Here is a 14,318-nt window from a genome sequence, read left to right as displayed (position 1 = left end):
AGCTTGGCGTAGGGCTTGGTCATGTCTGTTCTCCGGTTCGGTTGAGGGGCGCGGGGTTGAGTGGGGCGCCGTTTGCAGGTCTGCGTCGTTGCGTCGCTGCCATGAACAGAACTTTAAAGAACAGGACAAAAGCCCGGTAGACGGCAAAATATCGCCTCAACGTTCTATTTAAAGAACGATTGGCGCGCAGGCCGCCGAACCGGTACGCTCTCCCGCTCCTCATTGCGGAACCCTCGACATGATGCGCAAGGCGTGCAAGATCCTGCTGGGCGTGGTCTGGACGGTCTGGTTGGTCGCGGCCCTCGCGTTGGCCGTGGGTGTCGTCATTTTCGAGCGAGCCTCTCAGACCTACGTGGTGCCGATCAAGATCGCGTCGGGTGCCACGGCGCAGGCCGAGGTTTACCGCTGGAAGGAGGCACCCCTGTGGCTGGATGCGCGGTTCGGCGACCGGCCGGGCGCGCGGCCCGGCGAGCCGCGGCCCGAGCTGGGCGAATACAGCGTGCCGGTGGACACCCCCAAAGGGGCGTATCCCAGGTTCGCCAATCCCGGCGAGCCTCTGCGCGTGCGCGTGCGGCGCGACGATGGCGCCGAGGTGCTACTGGCCGCCACGCCCACCAGCGCCAGCAGCGCACGGCACTACTACCGCGATCTGTACCCCGCCGTCGTGATCGACGGCACGGTCACGCGGGATCAGGAGCCGGCCTTCATGCTGGCCGAGGGCACGAACAACCTGACCTTCACGATCGAAGCGGCCGGGGCCGCGCTCAGCGGCGAAACCATCGATCTCGTGGTGAACTCGCCGATCGCGCTCAAGCGCACGGCCAGGGGCTACGAGAATCTCTCCACCTTGCTGTTCTGGCCCATCCTCGCGCAGCTGCTCGGCGTGGTGCTGCTCGTGCTGCTGGGGCTCACATGGTGGTATCGCCGGCGCGCCCGTCGCGCTGCCTGACTACGCCGATCGCGGCCTCAAAAAACAAAGGCCCGTGCAACGTCTGCACGGGCCATTGTCATTGCCATCAGGTAGGCGCGATCAGGCTCAGGCCTGGATCCGCTCCACCTTGCCCACCAGCAGGATGTACGACAGGGCGCCCAGCAGCGCCAGCGTCGACACGTAGATGATGGCGGGTGCGAAGTTGTCCGCGGTCACCAGGAAGCCGATCACGATCGGGGTGCAGATCGCCGACAGGTTGCCGATGAAGTTGAACACGCCGCCCGTCAGGCCCAGCAGGCGTTCCGGCGCGAGCGCCGACACCAGCGACCAGGTGATCGAAGCCAGGCCGTTGCCGAAGAAGGCCAGCGCCAGGAAGAAGATCACCCACGGGGTCGAGTCGGTGAAGTTGGCGCCGATCATCGAGGTCGAGATCAGCAGGCCCAGGATGATGGGCAGCTTGCGCGCGAGGCCCACGTTGGCGCCGCGGCGGATCAGGAAGTCCGACAGCACACCCGAGCACAGCACGCCGATGAAGGCGGCCAGGAACGGCACCGAGGCCAGAAAACCCGACTTGATGAAGTCCATGCCGCGGTACTTCACGAGATACGTGGGGAACCACGTCAGGAAGAACCACAGCGTGGAGGTCAGGCAGAACTGGCCGAGGTACACGCCCCACAGCTTGCGCTTGCTCATCACCAAACCCAGGTCAGCCCACGAGAACGGCGCTTTCTTTTCGAGATTGCGACGGTCCAGGTCGACGATGCCGCCGCCCTTCTGAATCAGCTCGATCTCGGCCGCATTGGCGCCCTTGAAGGCACGCGGCTCGCGGTACACCATGTACCAGATCACGCCCCACACGATGCCCAGCAGACCGGTGCTCACGAACACCATGTGCCAGCCGTAGTGATGCTGCAGCCAGGCCAGCACCGGCGTGAGGAACGCCAGGCCGACGAACTGGCCCGAGGTGTAGAAGCCGATGGCGGTGGCGCGTTCGCGCTCCGGGAACCACGTCGTGACCACGCGGTTGTTGATCGGATAGGCGGGCGCCTCGAGCGCACCGACGGCCAGGCGCAGCACGAACAGCAGCACGAAGCTGCCGGCAAAGCCCATGAAGAAGGTCGCGGCCGACCACAGGATCAGGGCCAGCGCATACAGCACGCGCGGCGAGACACGGTCGACCAGCCAGCCGCCGGGAATCTGCATCGCGGCGTAGGTCCAGCCGAAGGCCGACAGGATCAGGCCTTCCTGGATGGTCGAGAGGCCGAACTCATCCTTGATGCCAGGCGCTGCGATCGAGAGATTGCTGCGGTCGAGATAGTTGATGACGACGGTGATGAACAGCATCACCATGATGATGTAGCGGCTGCGCGTAGGTTTTTGCGCGAGCGGCGCGCCGGCTGCGGTAGCGATGGACACGGCGGGTCTCCTCGGGGGGGCTTGGGGCCGGCGTGCGCTGTCAGCGTCGCCGGGCATGTTATGAATCTGCAGGGGTCTCGCAAAGCGGCCCGAATGGGATGCGCGGCCCTGTCCGCGCGTCCCGGGCAAGTCGCCCGCGCTTGCCAACCGCTCCTGTCAGGGGCGGCGGTCAGGCGCGGGCGGAGGATTTACCACTCGGCGAAGCTGCCGTCGGCGTGACGCCAGATCGGATTGCGCCAGCGGTGGCCCACGGCGGCGCGTTCTTTCACGTACTCTTCATTGACCTCGATGCCCAGGCCTGGACCCTGCGGGATCGCGACCATGCCATCTTCGTAGGCGAACACTTCGCGGTTGCTGACGTAGTCGAGCAGGTCGTTGGCCGCGTTGTAGTGGATGCCCAGGCTCTGTTCCTGGATGAACGCGTTGTAGCAACCCGCGTCGATCTGCAGGCAGGTGGCCAGCGCGATCGGGCCGAGCGGGCAGTGCAGCGCCAGCGCCACGTCGTAGGCTTCGGCCATGGCGGCGATCTTGCGCGTTTCGGTGATGCCACCGGCGTGCGACGGATCGGGCTGGATGATGTCGACATAGCCGTCGGACAGCACGCGCTTGAAGTCCCAGCGCGAGAACAGGCGCTCACCCAGCGCGATCGGCGTGGAGGTGAGCGGAGCCAGCTCTTTCAGCGCCTCGTAGTGCTCGCTCAGCACCGGCTCTTCGATGAACATGAGCTTGAACGGATCGAGCTCTTTCATCAGCACCTTGGCCATGGGCTTGTGCACGCGGCCATGGAAGTCGACGCCGATGCCGACGTTCGGGCCCACGGCCTCGCGCACGGCGGCCACGTTTTCCAGGCACTTCTCGACCTTGTCGAACGAATCGATGTATTGCAGCTCTTCGGTGCCGTTCATCTTCACGGCGGTGAAGCCGCGCGCCACGGCATTCTTCGCGGCCGCGGCCGTGTCGGCCGGGCGGTCGCCGCCGATCCACGAATACACGCGGATGCGGTCGCGCACGTTGCCGCCGAGCAGTTGCGAGACGGGCACGCCGAGGGCCTTGCCCTTGATGTCCCACAGCGCCTGATCGATACCGGCCAGCGCGCTCATGTGGATCGCGCCGCCACGATAGAAGCCGCCGCGGTACAGCACAGTCCAGTGATCTTCGATGTTGCGCGGATCCTTGCCGATCAGGTAGTCGGCGAGTTCTTCGACGGCCGCGGCCACCGAATGGGCGCGGCCCTCGACCACGGGTTCGCCCCAGCCGATCACGCCTTCATCGGTCTCGATCTTGAGGAACAGCCAGCGCGGCGGGACGATGTAGGTCGTGAGCTTGGTGATTTTCATGAGAGGGACTCCTCTGCAAAGAGATCGAAAGAATCAGCGGGTGGCGATGGCTTGCCAGGCGGCGACGAAGTCGCGGGCGCGCGCGCCCACCTCGTCGGCCGACAGGCCGGGTTTGTACAGTGCCGAGCCCAGGCCGAAGCCCGAGGCGCCGGCCGCGGCGAAGTCGGCCAGGTTCTGCGGCGTGATGCCGCCCACGGGCAGCAGCGGCGCGCGCAGCACGGCACGCCAGGCGCGCAGCACCTGCGGGCCCAGCTGCTCGGCGGGAAACAGCTTGAGTGCGTCGGCGCCCGCGGCCAGTGCGGCGAACGCCTCGGTGGGCGTGGCAACGCCCGGCAGGCAGAACAGCTGCTCGGCCTTGGCGCGGCGGATCACGGCCGCGTCGCTGTGCGGCATCACGATGATCTGGCCACCGGCCTCGCGCACGCGGGCGCAGTCGTCGGGATCGATCACGGTGCCGGCGCCCAGCAGGCAATCGGCCGGCAACACGGCGCGCATGGCGGCAATGCTGTCGAACGGTTGGGGCGAGTTGAGCGGCACTTCGATCAGGCGGAAGCCCGCCTGATACAGCGTCTGGCCGATCGCGGTAGCTTCTTCGGGTCGAATGCCGCGCAGGATGGCGACCAGGGGGCAGGCCTGCATGGCCTGGGACAGCGGGGTGACGGTGCTCATGGCGTCTCCGTGAGAGTCGCGCGGACCAGCCCGGCGGCATGCGCCAGATGCCAGAGACCGCGTTCGGTAGCGTGACGAGCCTGGGCCGGCGTGCCCAGGCCATAGTGATCCAGCGCGAGCCGATAGCGATCGCACAGGGCGTCGTCGCCGCACAGCACGAGGGTCGGCGTGGCGCCTTGCTGACGCAGCATTTCGGCAAGCGTGGCGATCTCGTGCCCGATCAGCAGGCCCGAGAGGTAGTCGGGGCCGGCCGATGCGGTGAGCGCGCCGGTCAGGCTCAGCGTGCGCGCGCTGAAGATCGTGGACAGCACGCCGGCGCGGCCCGCGGGCGCGCCCGCCACGCGCAAGCCGCGCGCATAGGCTTCGGGATCGGCGCCGCCATCGCTCATGGTGCGGCCCAGGATCGTGTGGCCGCGCAGCGCGGCATACACCTCGCCGGTCATGAACGTGTCGAAGTGCGTGACGCGGCCGCGGCGCACCGACACCCACTTGGAATGCGTGCCGGGCAGACCGATCAGCAGGTCGTCCGCGTCGGCGCCGAGCGTGTCCAGCACACCGGCCACCTGGGTTTCTTCGCCACGCATCACGTTGGGCAGGCCGTGGCGCTGGATCAGGCCCGGCACGATGTGCAGCGGCGTGCCCTGGCGCGGCACCTGCGTGAGCTGGCCGGCGAGCTGGCGCAGGTCGACCGGCACGTCGAGGTAGGCGGCTTCGCGCCAGCCTTGCGCGCTGCCGACCATGCCGCAGGCGATCACGGGAAGATGAGGCTCGGCGCGCAGCCAGTCGCCGCAGGCGTGTTCGAACGCGAGTTCGAAGCGGCTGTCCTGATCGGCGGGCGCGGCGGAGAGGGCGCCGTCCTGAACGGGTTGGGGCAGGTTCATGATGCCCCAGGGCAGATGGCGGGCATCCAGCGTCTGGCCATCAGAACCCATGCGATAGGCGCGCAGCGAGGAGGTGCCCCAATCCAGCGCGATCAGTGCCGCGGCGTCGGGCTTGCCGGTAGTCATGGAAAAACTGTCTCGTTGTCGGACGCAAGACGCGCCCGGTTTTAGGGGCCGTGGGCCCCGATGCGAAAAATTCTAGACGAGCGGCCGGAAAATCTCAAAATATAGAATTGAATCTCATATATTGGGATAGAATGCGGTTTTTAAGGTGGTCTTGAGGCTGTTGTGGCCCTTCCCGCCGGGGCAGACGCAGGCGTGTCTTGCCGGTGTTTTATGCTCTGCCGGCTTTACCGCTTTACCGCTTTACCGCTTTACCGCTTTACCGCTTTACCGCTTTACCGCTTTACGGCTTCACCGCTTCATCGCTTCATCGCATAACAGCCTTATCGCTTCACGCCTTACCCGCCTCGGCGCCGTCATCGTGCGCCGGGCTGCGGCGCCTCCGGTGCCGCTCTCGACAGTGAATTCATGAATCGTCCTGCTCTCTCGCACTCTCCGCTCGATCCCGACGCCGGCGCGCCCGCCGGCACGCAGACCCTGATGCGCGGGCTGGCCGTGATCCAGGCCGTCGCCCAAGGCGCGCGCGACCTCAAAGAAATCTGCGCACGCATCGGCGTGGCGCGCAGCACCACGCACCGCCTGGCGAGTTGCCTGGTGCAGGAGCGCTATCTGCGCGTGCTGCCTTCTCTGGGTTACGCGCTGGGGCCGCGTCTGATCGAGCTGGGTTTTCAATCGCGCGAGGCGATCCCGATGGTCACGCTGGCGCGCCCGCATCTCACGGCGCTCGCGGATATCACGGGCGACACGATCCATCTGGGCGTGCGTGACGGCGCCGAGGTGCTGTATCTCGAAAAAATCCCCGGCAAAAAGGGCCTGGAGATGCGCTCGCGCGTGGGTCATCGGATGCCGCTCGCCTGCACGGGCGTGGGCAAGGCGCTGTTGCTCGACGACGATGAGAACCTCTGGCAGGCGCTGCATCAGGTGGGCACGCCGGTGGCGGCGCGCGCCGTCGATCCCAACGCCGGCTGGCGTGTGTTCGCGGAGCGGATGCGCGATTACGCCACGCGTGGCTATGCCTTCGACCTCGAAGACAACGAGCCGTCGATCCGCTGCGTGGCCGCGCCCGTGCGCGATGCCAGCGGCCGCATCGCGGCGGCCGTCAGCGTCTCGAGCACGGTGCCTTACATGTCGCTCGAGCGCATGCGCGAACTGGTGCCGACCGTGCAGCGCTCGGCGGCCGAACTCTCGGCCGAGCTGGGCTGGCAGGTCTAGCCTCGCGCTGCGCGCGTCAGCTGAGCGGCAGCGTCAGCACGCCGGCCGTGGCCGGCCGCATCATCACGCGCCGGTACCAGGCCGACAGCGCCGGCGTGGCCGGGCGCGCGATGGGCAGCCCGAGCCAGCGATGGGTGGAGCACACCAGCGCCACGTCGCCCATCGTGAACTGCGCGCCACTCACGTAATCGCGCTCCTGCAGCGCGGCGTCGAGCAACTGCGCGCAGGCATTGATCTGCTTCACCGACTTGTCGATCACGGCCTGATTGCGTTCGCCTTCGGGCGTGCGGATCAGCTGCAGGAAGGCCGGCACCATGGCGGGCTGCCATTCCGTCGTCTGCCAGTCCATCCAGCGATCGGCATCGCCGCGCACGCACGGGTCCGTGGGCCAGAGCGTGCCGCTGCCATACCGTGCCGCGAGGTAACGCACGATGGCGTTCGATTCCCAGAGCACGAAACCGCCGTCGTCGATCACCGGCACGCGGCGATTCGGATTGAGCTTGCCGTATTCCGGCGTGTCGAGCCCGCCGAACTTGCCACCCACCTCGACGAGCTCGTGCGACAAGGCCAGCTCGCGCACGGCCAGCATGACCTTTTGCACGTTCAGCGAACTCAGTCTTCCCCAAATCTTCAGCATGATGATTCCTTGTGGTCGGTGCGTCTGCCGGGCCGGGATGGCCAAGGGCGGCAGGGCGGGTCAGCGCGGTGGCAGCGCGCGGGGCAAAAAGCCGTTATCGCGGCCGAAGCGCGGCCAGTCGAAGGCCGCGCCGGGATCGGTCTTGCGTCCGGGCGCGATGTGCTCGTGTCCCCACGCGGCGCGCAGCGGATAGCGGGCGCGCAACGCCGCTGTCAATGGCGGCAGCGCCTTGTATTGCGCATCGGTGTAGGGCAGCGTGTCGGTGCCTTCCATCTCGATGCCGATCGAAAAATCATTGCAGCGCTCGCGGCCGGCAAAACGCGACACGCCGGCATGCCAGGCCCGTGCGTCGGTCGACACGTACTGCACGATGCTGCCGTCGCGCCGGACCAGGAAATGTGCCGACACCCGCAGACCGGCCAGGCGTGAGAACCACCGGTTGGCGTTCAGGTCGAGCCGATTCAGAAACAGATCGCTGACGTAATCCGGGCCGCCCGCGGTCTTGAACTCACCGGGCGGCAGCGTGATGTTGTGCATCACCAGCAGGCTCACCTGCGTGCCGGCGGGGCGCGGGTCGGTATTGGGCGAGGGCAGTCGCGTGACGGTGGCGCCCGGCACGAGCCAGCCGTGCCGATCGAGGATCAGGGTTTGCATGACGACATCTGCAGCGTCGCGCGAGGTTGCGCGGGGAAGGCCGTGCCCGGTGGGCAGGCGATCGCTGCATTATGCCGGGAGCGGCGCAGGAAGCAAAAAGCCCAGGCATGACGGCCTGGGCTCCTGAGCGGGACTCCGGGCATCAACCGCCGGGCTTGCCCAGCCGCGCATGCTCGGCGCTGCACCAGGTCTGGCCCTGCTGCAGCAGGGCTTCGGAGCGGGGCAGGTGGATGCCGCAGTGCGCGCATCGCACCATCGGCTCGCTCGGCACCGGGGCGTTTTTCGAGCCCGATGGGCGCGACGCGGCCTGCGGCCTGGCCTGCGGCTTCTTGCGCTGGGCCGCGCGTGCGCCGGCGATGCGGGCGATCATCAGCACCGCCAGGATCACCAGCACCCAGAAAAGAATCTTGCCCATGTTTGCTCAGCCTCGATGCAGGATCACTTCGAGGACGAAGCGGCTGCCGGTGTAAGCCAGGATCAGAAACGCGAAGCCGGTGAGCGTCCAGCGCAGCGCCACGCGGCCCCGCCAGCCTCGAATGTGGCGGCCGGCCAGCAGCACGCCGAAGGTCAGCCACGACAGCAGCGTGAAGACGGTCTTGTGATCGAACGGCAGCAGCCGGCCCGTGAGCAGGGTGGATGCCACCGAGCCCGTGGCCACGGCCAGCGTCAGCACCGAGAAGCCGACCCAGATCACCCGAAACAGCAGTTGCTCCTGGATCAGTAGCGGCGGTTGGGCGTCGAGCACGCGGCCGATGATGCTGCGTTCGGCCGGGGATTCGAGCGGGCGGTGCAGATGGCGGTCGAGCAGCGCCATGAGCATGGCCTGGAGCGCCGCGATGGTGATGAGGCCGTAGGCGGCCAGCGCGATCAATAGATGCAGGCGCAACCAGCCATTGGCGGCGTGCGGCACGACCTGCCCCTGCGGAAACACGGCCGCCAGCAGCGTGACCAGCGTGGCGGCGGGCAGGAGCAGCAGCTGCAGGCCATCGATGCGCACCAGCAGGCTCTCGAGCCAGAACACCAGCAGGCCGAGCCAGATGGCGGCCGACATGGCGAGCGCCCAGCCGATGAAAAGATGTTGTGTCCCCAACATGGATTGCCACAGCGCGATACCATGCAGGACCAGGGCGCCAAGCAGGCACACCCGGGCGATCCGTCCGGTCTGCTCGACACTGCCGTGTTGCGCCAGCCGGCGCCACATCGAGCCGCCCAGAATGGCGTAAGCCAGGGCAGCCACGGCGTGAAATACAATGCCTGATGACATAGAAACCGTTGGGTGGATGAAAGCCTCTGGCGCATCGCGCGCCCGAGGCCAAGATTCAATCAACTAGTGTAAGCGGAAACGCCTCTCATGCTCGATAACCTGACTCAACGTTTGTCGCGCGTCGTCAAGACGCTGCGCGGCGAAGCCCGTCTCACCGAGGCCAACACCCAGGAGATGCTGCGCGAAGTGCGCATGGCACTGCTGGAGGCCGACGTGGCCCTGCCCGTGGTGCGCGACTTCGTTGCGCGCGTCAAAGAAAAAGCCCTCGGCGAAGAAGTGGCGTCCAGCCTGTCGCCCGGCCAGGCCCTCGTGGGCGTGGTCCACAAGGAGCTCACCGCGCTCATGGGCGGCGATCTCGGCGCGCATGCCGCCGAGCTGTCGCTGGCCACCCAGCCGCCGGCCGTGATCCTGATGGCCGGCCTGCAGGGTGCGGGCAAGACCACCACCACCGGCAAGCTGGCCCGCTGGCTCGTCTCCGGCGAGCACATGCAGGGCGGCCGCAAAACCGGCAAGAAGAAAGTGCTGGTGGTGTCCGCCGACGTGTATCGTCCCGCGGCAATCGAACAGCTCAAGACGGTGGCCGCGCAGGCCGGCGTCGATTTCCTGCCGTCCGATCCCAGCCAGAAGCCCGAAGACATCGCCCGCAACGCGGTCGACCACGCGCGCCGTCATCACTACGACGTGCTGATCCTCGATACGGCCGGCCGCCTGGGTATCGACGAGGCCATGATGCGCGAGATCCGCGCGCTGCATGATCTGGTCAAGCCGATCGAAACCCTGTTCGTGGTCGACGCCATGCAGGGTCAGGACGCGGTCAACACCGCGCGCGCCTTCGCCGACGCGCTGCCTCTCACCGGCGTGGTGCTCACCAAGCTCGACGGCGATGCCCGCGGCGGCGCGGCCCTCTCGGTGCGCCATGTCACCGGCAAGCCGCTCAAGTTCGTCGGCGTGTCCGAAAAGCTCGAGGGCCTCGAGCCCTTCTACCCCGAGCGCATGGCGCAACGCGTGCTCGGCATGGGCGACATCGTGTCGCTGGTCGAGCAGGCCCAGAAAAACATCGACATCGCCGAGGCGCAGAAGCTTGCCGCCAAAATCAAGTCGGGCAACAAGTTCGACCTGAACGACTTCCGCGAACAGCTCGGCCAGGTCAAGAAGCTCGGCGACATGGGCTCGCTCCTCGAAAAGCTGCCTGCACAGTTCCAGCAGGCGGCCGGTCAGATCCAGGGCGGCCAGGCCGAGAAGCAGCTGCGCCGCACCGAAGGCATCCTCAACTCCATGACACCGCTCGAGCGCGCCAAGCCCGAGCTCATCAAGGCCGCGCGCAAGCGCCGCATCGCGGCGGGCGCTGGCGTGCCGGTGCAAGAGGTCAACCGCCTCCTGTCCCAGTTCGATCAGATGCAGGGCATGATGAAGCAGATGAAGAAGGGCGGCATGGCCAAGATGATGCGCGCCATGGGCGGCATGAAGGGCCTTGGCAAGTTCGGCATGCGCTGAGCTCGCACCAGCCAAAAAAACGGCCAGACCTTGCGTCTGGCCGAATCGATCGGGGCAAGCGGGGATAGCCTGTCCCGATACATTCCGGCAAACGCTGCGGGGATTGCCGGTCTGTGCGGATATTCCGGGAAGCCGCGACACGCGTCGAGACGCGGCCGGGGCGGATCTAGCCGGGCTGCGAGCGAAGGGGCTTGGGGACGTGATGCAAGCCCGGGGTCGCTCCTTTTTGCATCGAAGAAAAAGGCGCCGTGGGGCTGATTATGGTCGTGGCGGACAGGCGCGCGAAAGCGTGATGGTGTAACGACATGCTATCGCGTGGCGCGGCGTCCGGCGCCGTGCCACGCGAGGAAAAACGACTCAGCCGCCGCCGACCGCCACGACGATTTCGATCTGATCGCCGTTGGCCAGCGCGGTCTCGCCGTGCTTGCTTTTAGGCACGATTTCGCCGTTGCGCTCGACCGCCACGCGCTTGCCGGCGTAGCCCAGAGTGTCGAGCAAGCCGAACACGGTGGTGGCAGGCGCAACCTCGCGGGCCTGCCCGTTGAGCGTGATGTGCATCTAATGACTCCTTATTGATTGGCGTAGCCGTCGGTGGCCTGGATCAGACGCGCCAGGATGCCCGGCTCGTCGAACGCATGGCCCGCGTCGGGCACCAGATGAAACGCCGCCTGCGGCCATGCGCGGTGCAGATCCCACGCGGTGCGCGCGGGCGTGCAGACGTCGTAACGTCCTTGCACGATGGTGCCGGGGATGTCGGCGAGCTTGTGCGCGTCGCGCAGCAGCTGGCCTTCTTCCATGAAGCCCGCGTTGACGAAGTAATGATTTTCGATGCGCGCGAAGGCGAGCGCCGCGCGGTCGGCCGCGTGGCTTTGCTGATGGCGCGGGCTGGGCAACAGCGTGATCGTGTTGTCTTCCCATTTGCTCCACGCCTTGGCCGCGCGCAACTGCTCCACGGGGTCATCGCCGACCAGCCGCTTGCGGTAGGCGGCGATCAGATCGCCGCGCTCGGCTTCCGGGATCGGTGCAAGGTACTCTTCCCATTGATCGGGAAACAGCCACGACGCGCCTTCCTGGTAGAACCAGAGCAGCTCGGAACGGCGCAGCGAGAAGATGCCGCGCACCACGAGCTCGCTGACGCGATCCGGGTGAGTCTCGGCATACGCGAGCGCGAGCGTCGAGCCCCACGATCCGCCGAACACCAGCCACTTATCCACGCCCATGATCTCGCCGCGCAGCCGCTCGATGTCGGCCACGAGATCCCAGGTGGTGTTGTTGTCCAGGCTCGCGTGCGGCTTCGACCGCCCGCAACCGCGCTGATCGAACAGCAGCACGTGGTAGCGGCGCGGATCGAACAGCTGGCGGTGCACCGGCGAGCACCCGCTGCCGGGGCCGCCGTGCAGAAACACGGCGGGCTTGCCCTGCGGATTGCCGCAGAGCTCCCAATAGACCTGATGCCCGTCGCCGGTATCCAGCATGCCGTGACGGTAGGGTTCGATCGCGGGATACAGCATTGCAACCTCACACGTTAGAAAAGGCGGCGCGCGTCAGACGCGCTTGAAGATCAGATCCCAGACACCGTGGCCCAGACGCAGGCCGCGCGTTTCGAATTTGGTCTGCGGGCGATAGTCGGGCCGCGGCGCGTAGCCGTCCACCGTGTTGGCCAGGAGCGGCTCGGCGCCCAGGACCTCGAGCATCTGCACGGCGTAGTCCTGCCAATCGGTGGCGCAATGGAAGTAGCCGCCCGGCTTGATCCGGCTGGCGAGCAGTTGCACGAACGGCGGCTGCAGCAGGCGGCGCTTGTGGTGGCGCTTCTTGGGCCACGGATCGGGGAAGTACACATGCACGCCATCCAGCGAGTCCGGCGGAATCATGTCGCGCACGACTTCCACGGCGTCGTGCTGAATGATGCGCAGGTTCTCGATCTGCGAGGTCTCGATGCGGTGGAGCATGGAGCCCACGCCGGCATTGAAGACCTCGACGCCGATGAAGTTGTCGCCCGGACGCGCCAGCGCGATCTTCTCGGTCGTCTCGCCCATGCCGAAGCCGATCTCCAGGATCGTGGGGGCGCTGCGACCGAAGGCGGCCTGCACGTCGAGCGTGCGCGCGGCATACGGGATGGCCCACTTTTCCATCAGCTGCTCAAGCGCATCGCGCTGACGCTGGGTGATGTGGCCGCGGCGATGCACGAAGCTGCGGATGTGCGTGGCGCCGGGGCTGGCGGGCGCATGGCCGGCCTGGGCGAGCGCCTCTTGCGTGCCCTGCGACAGGGGCTGCGACGCGTCGGCGTCGCTGGCCGGCGCGGGGGCGCCGGGTTGGTGTTCGGGGGTGTTCGTATTCATAACCCGCGATTGTAGTAGGCGCGCGCGGGGAGGTGGGGAGGGACGGATCGGGCCGGGGGGCGGTAACCCGCCGGGCGTATCGAGCCGGGCGAGGCCTGGTCTCCCGCACAAAGCGGAAACGCAGCCTGACATCCGGCGCACGACCGGCAGCAGCGGATCGCCGCCTGAACCCGCACCGTGTGTCGCTCGCTAGGGCAAGCCCGGGCTGCCGCCTGCTGGCGGGTCACCCGCCCGTCGTGAGTACACTGCGGCCCTGTGCGTTCCGCGAGGAACGCGGTTCCGACGCCGCGAGTTCAGGAGCAGCGATGTATTCCTCCACGTTCACCTTCGCCAAGGGCGAGTTCGACGCCGACTTTCACGCGCTGGACGACGCGATCGCCCAGGCGGCCCGCGCCATCCCCGGTTATCTGGGCGAGGAAGCCTGGGAAAACGCCGCCACTGGACTCGTCTCGAACGTGTATTACTGGGAGACGCTCGAGGCCCTGGAGCAGTTGATGAACCTGCCGCGCCACCGCGAAGCCAAGCAGGCGCAGTCGCGCTGGCTGGACGGCTATCACGTGGTGGTGGCCGAAGTGATCGGCAGCCACGGCAACAACAAAATCCCTCATCCGCTGGCCGGACGAGACGTCGCGATCAAGGTGCGCGGCTGCTAGTTTTTGCGAAGCGCGCCCGTGAGTTCCTCGCTATAATTCACGCCTCTGCCGGCCTTTGAGGCCGGTACGACACACCGACGCGGGTGTAGTTCAATGGTAGAACGGCGGCTTCCCAAGCCTCAAGCGTGGGTTCGATTCCCATCACCCGCTCCACTTCACTGCGGTCCACGACAAGCGCAGGACGCTCACTGAGTGGTCGATGCCTTTATCCGGCAGCGCATTTCCTTTTGAGGATGTCCAATGACGTCGGGGGAATGCTCGAGCCGCGACCTCCCTCAGCGCATTGTCAGTCCATCGATCCGTGGGCTGGTCTGCCGCATGGTTGCTCGCATCGCCCGGACAGAAACTCACGCCCATCTCCGCTCGATCCGGGCTCGAGGGTTGAAGCCTGCACGTTTCGATATGACGACCGCTCTTTGCACTCACGCGCAGAAGCGAGACGGTCAGACGCTGAAGCTCGAAGGCCTGAGCTCGGTATTGCACCGGGCTCAGGCCTTTTAGCTTTAACTCGATGCGGTCGTGATTGTCGCGACGGACGGGCGTGCTGCCGCACTCCCGCATGCAACGGGTCGATGCACTCGCAGCGGTTCAGCTGGAAGAACGCTGCCTCGAGCGTGCCGAAACTCGCCTCCCGGAATATCGGCTTCGCCTTAAAAGGCAGCGAACCGCCGTGCTTCTCGTCATGAGCGCGTGTTGGTAGACGCTGTA

16 protein-coding genes and 1 tRNA gene are annotated in these 14,318 nt (G+C 66.7%); 5 read left to right on the top strand and 12 right to left on the bottom strand.

Features of this window, described 5'->3' with window-relative positions:
- Positions 1–238: 238 nt before the first annotated feature.
- Positions 239–949 carry a hypothetical protein gene (locus CAL25_RS22685; protein ID WP_094804280.1) on the top strand — a complete coding sequence of 237 codons (711 nt, stop codon included), beginning with the start codon at positions 239–241 and terminating at the stop codon, positions 947–949.
- A gap of 87 nt (positions 950–1,036) precedes the next feature.
- Here CAL25_RS22685 and CAL25_RS22680 read toward each other — a convergent pair whose 3' ends face one another.
- From CAL25_RS22680 to CAL25_RS22665, 4 genes are all read right to left on the bottom strand, one after another.
- Entirely contained in the window at positions 1,037–2,404 is a 1,368-nt protein-coding gene (locus tag CAL25_RS22680; RefSeq protein WP_249279207.1) for an MFS transporter, read from the bottom strand.
- 131 nt (positions 2,405–2,535) lie between these two features.
- Positions 2,536–3,684 carry a galactonate dehydratase gene (dgoD, locus tag CAL25_RS22675; RefSeq protein ID WP_094804276.1) on the bottom strand — a complete coding sequence of 383 codons (1,149 nt, stop codon included), beginning with the start codon at positions 3,682–3,684 and terminating at the stop codon, positions 2,536–2,538.
- 33 nt (positions 3,685–3,717) lie between these two features.
- Positions 3,718–4,353 carry a 2-dehydro-3-deoxy-6-phosphogalactonate aldolase gene (locus CAL25_RS22670; protein WP_094804274.1) on the bottom strand — a complete coding sequence of 212 codons (636 nt, stop codon included), beginning with the start codon at positions 4,351–4,353 and terminating at the stop codon, positions 3,718–3,720.
- Positions 4,350–5,360, bottom strand: a complete 1,011-nt coding sequence (locus tag CAL25_RS22665; RefSeq protein ID WP_094804272.1) for a 2-dehydro-3-deoxygalactonokinase — start codon at positions 5,358–5,360, stop codon at positions 4,350–4,352. Before CAL25_RS22665 ends, CAL25_RS22670 begins: the two co-directional genes overlap by 4 nt.
- Before the next feature lie 405 nt (positions 5,361–5,765).
- On the opposite strand from CAL25_RS22665, the gene CAL25_RS22660 reads away from it, so the two are divergent.
- Positions 5,766–6,569, top strand: a complete 804-nt coding sequence (locus CAL25_RS22660; RefSeq protein ID WP_094804270.1) for an IclR family transcriptional regulator — start codon at positions 5,766–5,768, stop codon at positions 6,567–6,569.
- Between the two features lie 16 nt (positions 6,570–6,585).
- Here CAL25_RS22660 and CAL25_RS22655 read toward each other — a convergent pair whose 3' ends face one another.
- From CAL25_RS22655 to CAL25_RS22640, 4 genes are all read right to left on the bottom strand, one after another.
- Positions 6,586–7,206, bottom strand: a complete 621-nt coding sequence (locus CAL25_RS22655) for a glutathione S-transferase family protein (protein ID WP_094804268.1) — start codon at positions 7,204–7,206, stop codon at positions 6,586–6,588.
- 60 nt (positions 7,207–7,266) lie between these two features.
- Entirely contained in the window at positions 7,267–7,860 is a 594-nt protein-coding gene (gene ampD / locus CAL25_RS22650) for a 1,6-anhydro-N-acetylmuramyl-L-alanine amidase AmpD (protein WP_094804266.1), read from the bottom strand.
- 142 nt (positions 7,861–8,002) lie between these two features.
- Positions 8,003–8,275: a PP0621 family protein gene (locus CAL25_RS24295; protein ID WP_170948580.1), complete on the bottom strand. Its 273-nt coding sequence runs from the start codon at positions 8,273–8,275 to the stop codon at positions 8,003–8,005.
- Between the two features lie 6 nt (positions 8,276–8,281).
- Positions 8,282–9,124: a cytochrome C assembly family protein gene (locus CAL25_RS22640; protein WP_094804262.1), complete on the bottom strand. Its 843-nt coding sequence runs from the start codon at positions 9,122–9,124 to the stop codon at positions 8,282–8,284.
- A gap of 87 nt (positions 9,125–9,211) precedes the next feature.
- Between CAL25_RS22640 and ffh the strand changes: the two genes are divergently transcribed.
- Complete coding sequence (ffh, locus tag CAL25_RS22635) at positions 9,212–10,618, top strand: signal recognition particle protein (RefSeq protein WP_094804260.1); 1,407 nt, start codon at positions 9,212–9,214, stop codon at positions 10,616–10,618.
- Positions 10,619–10,975: 357 nt separating this feature from the next.
- Here the strand turns inward: ffh and thiS are convergent, their stop codons facing one another.
- From thiS to trmB, 3 genes are read right to left on the bottom strand one after another with little or no spacing between them, the layout of a single operon-like run.
- Positions 10,976–11,176 carry a sulfur carrier protein ThiS gene (thiS, locus tag CAL25_RS22630; RefSeq protein ID WP_094804258.1) on the bottom strand — a complete coding sequence of 67 codons (201 nt, stop codon included), beginning with the start codon at positions 11,174–11,176 and terminating at the stop codon, positions 10,976–10,978.
- An 11-nt stretch (positions 11,177–11,187) separates the two neighbouring features.
- Positions 11,188–12,129 (bottom strand): prolyl aminopeptidase, encoded by a 942-nt coding sequence (pip, locus tag CAL25_RS22625; RefSeq protein WP_094804256.1) that lies wholly within the window; start codon positions 12,127–12,129, stop codon positions 11,188–11,190.
- A gap of 33 nt (positions 12,130–12,162) precedes the next feature.
- Entirely contained in the window at positions 12,163–12,957 is a 795-nt protein-coding gene (trmB, locus tag CAL25_RS22620; RefSeq protein ID WP_094804254.1) for a tRNA (guanosine(46)-N7)-methyltransferase TrmB, read from the bottom strand.
- Between the two features lie 305 nt (positions 12,958–13,262).
- Between trmB and CAL25_RS22615 the strand changes: the two genes are divergently transcribed.
- Both CAL25_RS22615 and CAL25_RS22610 read left to right on the top strand, forming a co-directional pair.
- Entirely contained in the window at positions 13,263–13,610 is a 348-nt protein-coding gene (locus tag CAL25_RS22615) for an antibiotic biosynthesis monooxygenase family protein (RefSeq protein ID WP_094804252.1), read from the top strand.
- A 79-nt stretch (positions 13,611–13,689) separates the two neighbouring features.
- Positions 13,690–13,763: transfer RNA gene (locus tag CAL25_RS22610), tRNA-Gly, on the top strand.
- Here CAL25_RS22610 and CAL25_RS24620 read toward each other — a convergent pair.
- Positions 13,752–14,171 carry an IS3 family transposase gene (locus tag CAL25_RS24620; protein WP_432759266.1) on the bottom strand — a complete coding sequence of 140 codons (420 nt, stop codon included), beginning with the start codon at positions 14,169–14,171 and terminating at the stop codon, positions 13,752–13,754. The two genes, CAL25_RS22610 and CAL25_RS24620, sit on opposite strands and share 12 nt — an antisense overlap.
- Between the last annotated feature and the right edge of the window lie 147 nt (positions 14,172–14,318).

The organism is Bordetella genomosp. 5 (genome assembly GCF_002261315.1).
Classification (GTDB): Bacteria; Pseudomonadota; Gammaproteobacteria; order Burkholderiales; family Burkholderiaceae_B; genus Bordetella.
The sequence above is the reverse complement of the archived record's forward strand: the minus strand, read 5'-3'. Positions and strand labels throughout refer to the sequence as shown.